The sequence below is a fragment of the Streptomyces sp. NPDC029151 genome, from assembly GCF_055564315.1.
The window spans coordinates 863,147-873,123 of sequence record NZ_JBVHWQ010000001.1; the positions used below are offsets into that span (position 1 = coordinate 863,147).

Below are 9,977 nucleotides of genomic sequence, written 5' to 3' on the forward strand. Positions count from 1 at the left end.
CGACCATGACGTGGCTGATCACCGGCGGAGCCGGATACATCGGGGCGCACGTGGCACGGGCCATGGCGGGCGCCGGGGAGAGCGTCGTGGCGCTGGACGACCTGTCGGCCGCCGTGCCCGCGCGGCTGCCGGCCGAGGTGCCGCTCGTGCCCGGCTCGACCCTGGACGGGGACCTGCTGAAGCGGGTCTTCGCCGAGTACGGCGTGACGGGCGTCGTCCATCTCGCGGCGCGCAAGCAGGTCGCGGAGTCGGTGGCGCAGCCCACCCGCTACTACCGGGAGAACGTGGGCGGCCTCGCCACCCTCCTGGACGCGGTGGCCGAGGCGGGCATCGGCCGGCTGCTGTTCTCCTCGTCGGCCGCGGTGTACGGCAACCCGGACGTGGACCTGATCACCGAGGACACCCCGTGCGCCCCGGTGAACCCGTACGGCGAGACCAAGCTGGCCGGGGAGTGGCTGGTGCGGGCGGCGGGCCGGGCACACGGGATCTCCACCGTGTGTCTGCGCTACTTCAACGTGGCGGGCGCGGCGGCGCCGGAGCTGGCGGACACGGGCGTGTTCAACATCGTGCCGATGGTCTTCGACCGGCTCACCCGGGACGAGGCGCCGCGGGTGTTCGGTGACGACTACCCGACGCCGGACGGCACCTGTGTCCGGGACTACATCCACGTCGCCGACCTCGCCGACGCCCACCTGGCGGCGGCGCGGCGGCTGGCCGCCGGGGAGATCACCGGCGATCTGACGCTGAACATCGGCCGGGGAGAGGGCGTCTCGGTGCGTGAGCTGCTCTCCGTCATCGGGGAGGTCACCGGGGACCGCCGGCCGCCCGTGGTGGAGGACCGCCGCCCCGGCGACGCGCCGCGCGCGGTGGCCTCGGCGGATCGGGCCGCGGAGGTACTGGGCTGGCGGGCCCGGCGCGGAGTGCGGGAGATGGTCGAGTCGGCGTGGGAGGGCTGGCGACTGCACCACGGCGGCTGACACGGGGCCGACGGCTGACATGGGGCCGACGGCTGACACGGGGCGTGGGCGGGCCGTGGGCTGTGCCACGGCGACCGACGCGGGGCCGGGGCGACCGGCGGCCGCGTCACGGCGGCTGACGCGGAGCCGGGAGCGGCGGCTGACACGGGGCGTGGGCGGGCCGTGGGCTGTGCCACGGCGACCGACGCGGGGCCGGGGCGACCGGCGGCCGCGCCATGGCGGCTGGCACGGGGCGCGGGCGGGCCGGCGGCCGCGTCACGGCGACCGACTCACGCTGACGAGGGGTGGGGGCCGACGGCTGCACACGGCGGCTCTCCAAGCGGGCGGACCGGCGGCCGGGGGCAGCGGCTCACGAAGGACGCGGACCGACGGCCGCCCACGGCGGCTGACGCGGAGCACGGACGGGCCGACGACCGCGTCACGGCAGCCGCCGAAAGGCCGGAACGGCTGCACGCAGCGACTCACGCCGACGAAGCACCCAGGGCCGACAGCTACCCACGGCGACTCCCCAAACGGGCGGACCGGCGGCCGGGGGCAGCGGCTCACGAACGACGCGGGCCGACCGACGGCTGCCCACGGCGGCTGACGCACGAAGGGCCGGAACGGCTGCACGCAGCGACTCACGCCGACGAAGCGCCTGGGGCCGGCGGCTGCACACGGCGGCTGACGCAGGGCGCGGACGGGCCGACGACCGCGTCACGACGACCGACGAAGGGCCGGGGGCAGCTGCACACGACAACTCACGCCGACCAAGCGCCCAGGGCCGACAGCTACCCACGGCGACTCCCCAAACGGGCGGACCGGCGGCCGACGGAAGCGGCCGGCGAAGGACGCGGGCCGACCGGCGGCCGCCCACGGCGGCTGACACGGAGCGCGGACCGCCCGACGACCGCGTCACGGCAACCGCCGAAAGGCAGGAACGGCTGCACGCAGCGACTCACGCCCACGAAGCGCCTGGGGCCGGCGGCTGCACACGGCGACTCCCCGAGCGGGCGGGCCGGCGGCAGGCGGCAGCGGCCGACCAAGGGGTGCGGACTGTGGCCGGGCCCCGCTGGCGGAAGCCCCCGGCCCCAGCGGCAGGCGCCACCCAGCCCCCTGACCTGCGGAACGTTTCCGCAGGTCAGGGCACATGACAACGGTGTTCAATGCCGCGTTGCCTCATACCCCCTGCCCGTAGTTGACTGGCCTCCGGGCAGGCACACGGAAGGCGGTTGGCATGGGGGCAGGGCACGACCACGGGCACGCGCACTCCCACGCGCCGGCCCCGGGTACGGCCACGGCCGCGTACCGGGGCAGGCTCCGGATCGCGCTGGGCATCACGCTCACGATCATGGTGGTCGAGATCATCGGCGGCCTGGTCGCGGACTCGCTCGCGCTGATCGCGGACGCCGCGCACATGGCGACCGACGCGGTGGGCCTCGGCATGGCGCTGCTCGCGATCCGCTTCGCGGCCCGCCCGGCGAGCACCAACCGCACCTTCGGTTACGCCCGCGCCGAGATCCTGGCGGCCCTGGCCAACTGTCTGCTGCTGCTCGGGGTCGGCGGCTACGTCCTGTACGAGGCGGTCCAGCGGTTCGTGGAGCCCGCCGGGACCCGAGGCGGCCTGATGGTCGTGTTCGGTCTGATCGGCCTGGTCGCGAACTCCATTTCGCTGGTGCTGCTGATGCGCGGCCAGAAGGAGAGCCTCAACGTGCGCGGCGCGTTCCTGGAGGTGGCCGCGGACGCGCTGGGCTCGGTGGCGGTGCTGATCTCGGCCGCGGTGATCCTGACCACCGGCTGGCAGCCGGCGGACCCGGTCGCCTCGCTGGTCATCGGACTGATGATCGTGCCGCGGACGCTGAAACTGCTGCGCGAGACGCTGGACGTCCTGCTGGAGGCGGCACCGAAGGGTGTCGACATGGCCGAGGTCCGGGCGCACATCCTGGCGCTGGACGGCGTGGAGGACGTGCACGACCTGCACGCCTGGACGATCACCTCGGGCATGCCGGTGCTGTCGGCGCACGTGGTGGTCAGCTCCGAGGTGCTGAACGCCATAGGCAACGAGAAGATGCTGCACGAGCTGCAGGGCTGTCTCGGCGACCACTTCGACGTGGAGCACTGCACCTTCCAGCTGGAGCCGGGCGGCCACGCGGAGCACGAGGCCCGGCTGTGCCACTGAGGGCACGCACTGCCGTTCGGCGCATCCCCGGACGGTTCCCGTAGGCCGGCGCCGGGCACGATGATCTACCGGGTCCGGCTCCCGGTGCCACGCCGCGCGCGGACGTGCGGGCGTGCCGGGAGTGCCGGATTCGTACGGCAGACTTGGGGTGCGAAGACCGAGGCGAAGGATGGGTATGCCGATCACACCTGCCACCGCGACGCACAGCTCGTCGGAGGGCACCGAAGAGGCGATTTTGCTGGAACTGGTCGACGAGAAGGGTGTGACGACCGGTACGGCGGAGAAGCTCGCCGCCCACCAGCCGCCCGGGCAGCTGCACCGGGCGTTCTCGGTGTTCCTCTTCGACGAACGCGGCCGGCTGCTGCTCCAGCAGAGGGCACTCGGAAAGTACCACTCCCCCGGTGTGTGGTCGAACACCTGCTGCGGCCACCCGTACCCGGGCGAGGCGCCGTTCGCCGCGGCGGCCCGGCGCACCTTCGAGGAGCTGGGCGTGTCGCCGTCGCTGCTCGCGGAGGCCGGCACGGTCCGCTACAACCACCCGGACCCCGCCTCGGGCCTGGTGGAGCAGGAGTTCAACCACCTGTTCGTCGGCCTGGTGCAGGCGCGGCTCGCGCCGGACGCGGAGGAGGTCGCCGAGTACGCCTTCGTGACGGCGGCCGAGCTGGCCGAGCGGCACGCCCGGGACCCGTTCTCGGCCTGGTTCATGACCGTCCTGGACGCGGCCCGCCCGGCGATCAGGGAGCTGACGGGCCCGTCCGCGGGCTGGTGACCCCTTCTCCCGTCCCGTTACGGCAGCGCCGCGGGCTTGAGCGGCAGGGCGGCCCAGATCACCTTGCCGCCGCTCGCGGTGTGCTCCACGTCGACCACCCCGCCCGCCTCCCGGGCCACCTCGCGGACCAGGAGCAGGCCCCGGCCGCCGGTCTGGCCGTGGTCGGCCTCCAGGGCGGTCGGGCGGTAGGGGTGGTTGTCCTCCACGGACACCCGCACCCACTCGGCTCCGACGGCCACCTCCACGGCGAGCACCGGCGACAGCAGCGCCGCGTGCCGGACCGCGTTGGTGACCAGCTCGGAGACGATCAGCAGCAGGCCGTGCACCAGGTCGTCGGAGACCGGCACCCCCTGGCGCAGCAGCAGGTCCCGCACCGCGTGCCGGGCCTGCGGGACCGAGGCGTCCACCGCGGCCGCGGTGAACCGCCAGACACCTTCGTACGGCAGGGGCTCCGGCGGTTGTTCGCCGCCGCCCCCCGCTGGGCGCGGGCCGTCCCCACGCCCGTGGTCGTCCATCGTCCGGTCGCCACCCTCGCGCTCGATTGTCACCACACGTCGAGTGTTGGTAAAGATGCGCTCCGGCCCGGATGTCTGAACAGAAGTCGGCGGGTATCGAACGGTTTCTGACCGACTGCGTATGACCTGGTCGCAGGCGGGACCGCTCCTGTCCCCCGGGCGCCGGTTCCCGAACTAGTCGGGTTGTACGGGTTCGGCCTGCCGCCGCGGAATCACCCTCCGCTACGATCCGCCGCATGGAGCCCCAGCTGTCGCACCAGGTCACCGACTCCGTCGCCACGGTGGTGATCCGTCATCCCGCCAAGCGCAACGCCATGACGACCGCGATGTGGCGGGCCCTGCCCCCGCTGCTGGACGCGCTGGCCCGGGACGCCGGGGTACGGGCGCTGGTGCTGACCGGTGAGGGCGGCACCTTCTGCGCGGGCGCCGACATCTCCACCCTCCAGGGCTCGCCGGAGGAGGCGCAGTCCCTCGCGGTGGCCGCCGAGGAGGCCCTGGCCGCGTTCCCGAAGCCGACGGTCGCCGCGGTGCGCGGCCACTGCGTGGGCGGCGGGGCGCAGCTGGCGGCGGCCTGCGACCTGCGGCTCGCGGAGGAGGGCGCGCTGTTCGGGGTGACCCCGGCACGGCTCGGTGTCGTCTACACGGCGTCCTCGACCCGCCGGCTGGTGTCCCTGGTCGGTCCGGCCACGGCCAAGTACCTGCTGTTCACCGCCGAGTTGATCGACGCCGGGCGGGCGCTGGGCGCCGGACTCGTGGACGAGGTGCTGCCCCGGGGGGAGCTGGACAAGCGGGTCGCGGAGCTGACCCGGATCCTGGTGTCCCGCTCGCAGCTCACCCAGGCCGCCGCCAAGGAGTTCGCCGACGGCCGCACGGACCGGGACGCCTACTGGACCGCGCAGGCACGCGGCAGCGGCGACACCGCGGAGGGGGTCGCCGCGTTCCTGGAGCGCAGGCAGCCGCGCTTCACCTGGAGCGTGTCTACGTCAGGCTGAAGCGGGTGTGGAACGCCTCCACGACGTGCGCGGGTGCCTTCTGCGGGGATCCGGCGTCGTAGGGCGGCTGCGGGTCGTACTCGACCAGCAGCTGGACCGTCTGGGCGTGTTCGTCCCCGGCGAGGGCGCCGACCAGTGTGAGGCCCATGTCGATGCCGGCGGAGACGCCGGCCGCGGTGACGTACTTGCCGTCGGTGACGACCCGCTCGCCCGTCGGCTCGGCGCCGAACCGCTTCAGCACGTCCAGGGCGCCCCAGTGGCTGGTGGCGCGCCGGCCCTTCAGCAGGCCAGCCGCGGCGAGCAGCAGCGATCCCGAACAGACGGAGGTCGTCCAGGTGCTCGTCGCGTCGACCGCGCGCAGCCAGTCCAGGAGGGCCGGGTTCTCCATCTGGGGCAGGGTGCCCGGGCCGCCGGCGACCACGACGATGTCGGGGCGTGTCACCTCGTGCAGCGCGCGGTCCGCGGTGACGGCGAGGAAACCCGTGTCGGTGCGCACGGGGCCGGGCCTCTCGGCGACGAACACGACCTCGGCGTCGGGCAGCCGGCTGAGGACCTCGTAGGGTCCGACGACGTCCAGGGCGGTGAAACGGTCGTAGACGACCATGGCGATCTGCATGGGAGCAGCCCCTTTCCTGTGGGCGGATGACGGTGTGGTGATGCCGGTGTGCGTGCGGTGCCGGCGCGGATGCCCGCCCGGGTGCGGGTGTCGGTGCCGGTGTCAGTGCGCGGGCGACGGGTGGAAGCGCCTGCGGTACTCCAGGGGAGGGGTGCCGAGCGACCTGACGAACGCGCGGCGCATGGCCTCGGGCGTGCCGTAGCCGCTGGCCCGAGCGATCTCCTCGATGCCGTCGGCCGTGTCCTCCAGCAGGCGGCGGGCGTGTTCGAGGCGGACCCGGTCGACGTACCGGCCGGGTGTCATACCGGTCTCGGCCTGGAAGGCGCGGGCGAAGTGGCGCGGGGAGAGGGCGGCGCGGGCGGCCAGCGCCTCGACGCCGAGGTCGCCGTCCGGGTGTTCGGTGATCCACTGCTGGACGTCCCGGAGGGGTTCACGACAGGCCGTCTGGGCGGCCAGCTGGGCGCTGAACTGGGCCTGGTTGCCCGGCCTGCGCAGGAACACCACGAGATGGCGGGCGACGGTCAGCGCCGCCCGCCGGCCGAGGTCCTCCTCCACCAGCGCGAGGGCGAGGTCGATCCCCGCGGTGACCCCGGCCGAGGTGGCCACGTGCCCGTCCCGCACGAAGATCGGGTCGGGGTCGACCCGGACGGCGGGGTAGTCCCGGGCGAGCGTGTCGCAGTGCGCCCAGTGCGTCGTGACCCGGCGGCCGTCCAGGAGTCCGGCCCGGGCCAGCGGGATCGCCCCGGTGCAGACCGAGACCAGGCGCCGGACCCGCGGGGCCCGCCCGCGCAGCCACTCCACCAGCCACGGGTCCGGGTCGAGGGCGCCCTCCCCGCCGGGGACCAGCAGGGTGTGCGGATCCTCCGCGTCCGCGAGGGATCCGTCCGGTACGAGGGTGAGCCCGCCGGAGGTGCGCACCGGCCCGCCGTCCACCGAGGCCGTACGGATCCGGTAGGACCCGGGAACGAGCTTCTCGGCACCGGCGAAGACTTCCAGGGGGCCGGTGACGTCGAGGCTCTGGAGGTCGTCGAAGACGGTGACAAGAACGGTCCGCTGCGTCATGGCCTCGATTCTGGGCGCCCCGGCGGAGGGCAGCAACGACGGATTCCCCACCTTTTCGGCCATGGGATGTCCCGCACCGTCCCGAGGTACCCGTACCGGAAGCCGACGGCGGAAGGAGAACCTCCCGTGTTCCGTGCCCTCGCCGACGTACTGCGGCAGATCGGCGGCGCCCTCGCCACCGTGGTCACCCTGCCCTTCCGGGCGCTCGCCCGCCTGTTCGGCGGAGCGGCGTCCTGCGCCCGCGGCGGCCGGGCCCGACAACCGGCCCGCCGCCTCGCCGGATGCCGCCCTGATCCCCGGTTGCCGGCGCCACCTGCCACAATTGCCGCGCAACCTTGAGTGGAGAAGGCGGTACCGGATCGTGACCACACCCGGGTCCCTCGGAGCAGGGTCCATCGAAGGCAGGATCGCCGAGGAGCTCGGCGTACGCGAGCGGCAGGTGAAGGCCGCGGTGGAGCTGCTCGACGGCGGCTCCACGGTGCCCTTCATCGCTCGCTACCGCAAGGAAGCGACCGAGATGCTCGACGACGCGCAGCTGCGCACCATCGAGGAACGGCTGCGCTATCTGCGGGAACTGGAGGAGCGGCGCACCGCGATCCTGGAGTCGGTGCGCGAACAGGGCAAGCTCACCGAGGAGCTGGAGGCCCGGATCCGCGGCGCCGAGACGAAGGCGCGCCTGGAGGACGTCTACCTCCCCTACAAGCCCAAGCGGCGCACCAAGGCGCAGATCGCACGCGAGGCCGGCCTGGAGCCGCTCGCGGAGGGGCTGCTGGGCGATCCGACGGTCGAACCACTGGCCGCGGCCGCCGCGTTCGTGGACGCGGACAAGGGCGTCGCCGACCCGCAGGCCGCGCTGGAGGGCGCACGCGCGATCCTCACCGAGCGGTTCTCCGAGGACGCCGACCTGATCGGCGAGCTGCGCGAGCGCATGTGGGCGCGCGGGCGGCTGGTGGCGAAGGTGCGGGAGGGCAAGGAGGAGGCGGGCGCCAAGTTCGCCGACTACTTCGACTTCGCCGAGCCGTTCACCGAGCTGCCCTCGCACCGGATCCTGGCGATGCTGCGCGGCGAGAAGGAGGAGGTGCTCGACCTCGTCCTGGAGCCGGAGGAGGCGACCGACGGCCCGTCGTCGTACGAGGGGATCGTCGCCGCGAGGTTCGGGATCGCCGACCGGGGCCGGCCCGGCGACAAGTGGCTGACCGACACGGTCCGCTGGGCCTGGCGCACCCGGATCCTGGTGCACCTCGGCATCGACCTGCGGCTGCGGCTGCGTACGGCCGCCGAGGACGAGGCGGTCGACGTCTTCGCGGCCAACCTGCGCGACCTGCTGCTGGCCGCCCCGGCCGGCACGCGCGCGACGCTGGGCCTGGACCCCGGGTTCCGTACGGGCGTGAAGGTCGCCGTGGTCGACGCCACCGGCAAGGTGGTGGCGACGGACGTGGTCTACCCGCACGTCCCGGCGAACAAGTGGGACGAGGCGCTCGCCAAGCTGGCGCGGCTCGCGGAGCGGCACGCGGTCGAGCTGATCGCGATCGGCAACGGCACGGCGTCCCGGGAGACCGACAAGCTCGCCGGTGAACTCATCGCCAAGCACCCCGAGTTGAAGCTCACCAAGGTGATGGTGTCGGAGGCGGGCGCGTCGGTGTACTCGGCCTCGCAGTACGCCTCGCAGGAACTGCCGGACATGGACGTGTCGCTGCGCGGCGCCGTCTCCATCGCCCGCCGGCTCCAGGACCCGCTGGCGGAGCTGGTGAAGATCGACCCGAAGTCCATCGGCGTCGGCCAGTACCAGCACGACCTGTCCGAGGTGAAACTGTCCCGTTCGCTGGACGCCGTCGTCGAGGACTGTGTGAACGGCGTCGGCGTGGACGTCAACACGGCGTCCGTGCCGCTCCTCGCGCGGGTGTCGGGCATCTCGTCCGGGCTCGCGGAGAACATCGTCGCCCACCGGGACCAGAACGGTCCGTTCACGTCCCGCTCCGAGCTGAAGAAGGTGGCACGGCTCGGCCCGAAGGCGTTCGAGCAGTGCGCGGGCTTCCTGCGCATCCGCGGCGGCGACGACCCGCTGGACGCCTCCAGCGTGCACCCCGAGGCCTACCCGGTGGTCCGCCGCATGGTGAAGACCACGGGCCAGGAGGTGGCGTCCCTCGTCGGCAACACGGGCGTGCTGCGCTCGCTGCGGCCGGCCGACTTCGTGGACGACACCTTCGGTCTGCCGACCGTCACCGACATCCTCAAGGAGCTGGAGAAGCCGGGCCGCGACCCGCGACCCGCCTTCCGGACGGCCACTTTCAAGGAGGGCGTGGAGAAGATCTCCGACCTGTCCCCGGGGATGGTGCTGGAGGGCGTGGTCACCAACGTGGCGGCCTTCGGCGCGTTCGTGGACGTCGGTGTCCACCAGGACGGTCTGGTGCACGTCTCGGCGATGTCGAAGTCGTTCGTCAAGGACCCGCGCGATGTGGTGAAGCCGGGTGACATCGTCAAGGTGAAGGTCCTGGACGTCGACATCCCGCGCAAGCGGATCGCGCTGACGCTGCGGCTGGACGACGAGGCCGCGCCGCAGGGCCAGGGCGGCGGCCGGCAGCAGCGCGGCGGCGGTGCGCGTCCGCCCCAGCAGCGCCAGGGCGACGGCCGGCGGCAGGGCGGCGGCCAGCGGCAGGGACGGGGCGGCGGCGACCGCGGCGGCCGGCAGGCCCCCGCACCGGCACCGGCCAACAGCGCGATGGCGGACGCGCTGCGGCGTGCGGGCCTGCTGGACCCGAAGAAGCGCTGAGGAAGGGCGGCGGGGGGGGGGGGGGGGGGGGGTCCCTCGCCGACCCCCCCCCCCCCACCAAAAAAACAGGAGAAACACCAGTGTTCCTCCCCGCCTTTTTCCCCTCCTACAGCAGCCC

8 protein-coding genes and 1 pseudogene are annotated in these 9,977 nt (G+C 73.6%); 6 read left to right on the plus strand and 3 right to left on the minus strand.

Translation table 11 applies throughout. From position 1 onward, the window contains the following. The first annotated feature begins 5 nt into the window (after positions 1–5). The 3 genes from galE (at position 6) to idi (ending at position 3,904) form a co-directional block, all read left to right on the plus strand. The gene (gene galE, locus ACZ4VF_RS03285) at positions 6–977 is read left to right on the plus strand and encodes a UDP-glucose 4-epimerase GalE (protein ID WP_467922834.1); all 972 of its coding nucleotides are present in this window, start codon (positions 6–8) and stop codon (positions 975–977) included. Between the two features lie 1,216 nt (positions 978–2,193). Continuing rightward, complete coding sequence (locus ACZ4VF_RS03290) at positions 2,194–3,135, plus strand: cation diffusion facilitator family transporter (protein ID WP_467922835.1); 942 nt, start codon at positions 2,194–2,196, stop codon at positions 3,133–3,135. A gap of 175 nt (positions 3,136–3,310) precedes the next feature. Next, positions 3,311–3,904, plus strand: coding sequence for an isopentenyl-diphosphate Delta-isomerase (gene idi / locus ACZ4VF_RS03295; protein WP_467922836.1), 594 nt, complete (start codon positions 3,311–3,313; stop codon positions 3,902–3,904). A gap of 17 nt (positions 3,905–3,921) precedes the next feature. On the opposite strand, the gene ACZ4VF_RS03300 is transcribed toward idi, so the two are convergent. After that, a complete protein-coding gene (locus ACZ4VF_RS03300) occupies positions 3,922–4,419 on the minus strand; it encodes an ATP-binding protein (protein WP_467923760.1) in 498 nt (165 codons plus the stop codon). Positions 4,420–4,655: 236 nt separating this feature from the next. Here ACZ4VF_RS03300 and ACZ4VF_RS03305 point away from each other — a divergent pair, with 236 nt between their 5' ends. Further along, positions 4,656–5,411, plus strand: coding sequence for an enoyl-CoA hydratase/isomerase family protein (locus ACZ4VF_RS03305; RefSeq protein ID WP_467922837.1), 756 nt, complete (start codon positions 4,656–4,658; stop codon positions 5,409–5,411). Here the strand turns inward: ACZ4VF_RS03305 and ACZ4VF_RS03310 are convergent. Further along, entirely contained in the window at positions 5,398–6,027 is a 630-nt protein-coding gene (locus ACZ4VF_RS03310; RefSeq protein ID WP_467922839.1) for a DJ-1/PfpI family protein, read from the minus strand. The two genes, ACZ4VF_RS03305 and ACZ4VF_RS03310, sit on opposite strands and share 14 nt — an antisense overlap. A gap of 102 nt (positions 6,028–6,129) precedes the next feature. Then, the gene (locus ACZ4VF_RS03315) at positions 6,130–7,089 is read right to left on the minus strand and encodes a GlxA family transcriptional regulator (protein ID WP_467922840.1); all 960 of its coding nucleotides are present in this window, start codon (positions 7,087–7,089) and stop codon (positions 6,130–6,132) included. Positions 7,090–7,215: 126 nt separating this feature from the next. Between ACZ4VF_RS03315 and ACZ4VF_RS03320 the strand changes: the two are divergent. Then, a pseudogene (locus tag ACZ4VF_RS03320) lies at positions 7,216–7,344 on the plus strand (LPFR motif small protein); the annotation flags it as partial. 106 nt (positions 7,345–7,450) lie between these two features. After that, on the plus strand, positions 7,451–9,859 hold the full coding sequence (locus ACZ4VF_RS03325; protein ID WP_467922841.1) for a Tex family protein: 2,409 nt from the start codon (positions 7,451–7,453) through the stop codon (positions 9,857–9,859). The last annotated feature ends 118 nt before the right edge of the window (positions 9,860–9,977 follow it).

What these genes read in the sequence shown, in the direction of transcription:
- ACZ4VF_RS03305 (WP_467922837.1), top strand. Translation starts at nt 4,656, where the DNA reads ATGGAGCCCCAGCTGTCGCACCAGGTCACCGACTCCGTCGCCACGGTG.
- idi (WP_467922836.1), top strand. Translation starts at nt 3,311, where the DNA reads ATGCCGATCACACCTGCCACCGCGACGCACAGCTCGTCGGAGGGCACC.
- galE (WP_467922834.1), top strand. Translation starts at nt 6, where the DNA reads ATGACGTGGCTGATCACCGGCGGAGCCGGATACATCGGGGCGCACGTG.
- ACZ4VF_RS03315 (WP_467922840.1), bottom strand. Translation starts at nt 7,089, where the DNA reads ATGACGCAGCGGACCGTTCTTGTCACCGTCTTCGACGACCTCCAGAGC.
- ACZ4VF_RS03300 (WP_467923760.1), bottom strand. Translation starts at nt 4,419, where the DNA reads ATGGACGACCACGGGCGTGGGGACGGCCCGCGCCCAGCGGGGGGCGGC.
- ACZ4VF_RS03290 (WP_467922835.1), top strand. Translation starts at nt 2,194, where the DNA reads ATGGGGGCAGGGCACGACCACGGGCACGCGCACTCCCACGCGCCGGCC.
- ACZ4VF_RS03310 (WP_467922839.1), bottom strand. Translation starts at nt 6,027, where the DNA reads ATGCAGATCGCCATGGTCGTCTACGACCGTTTCACCGCCCTGGACGTC.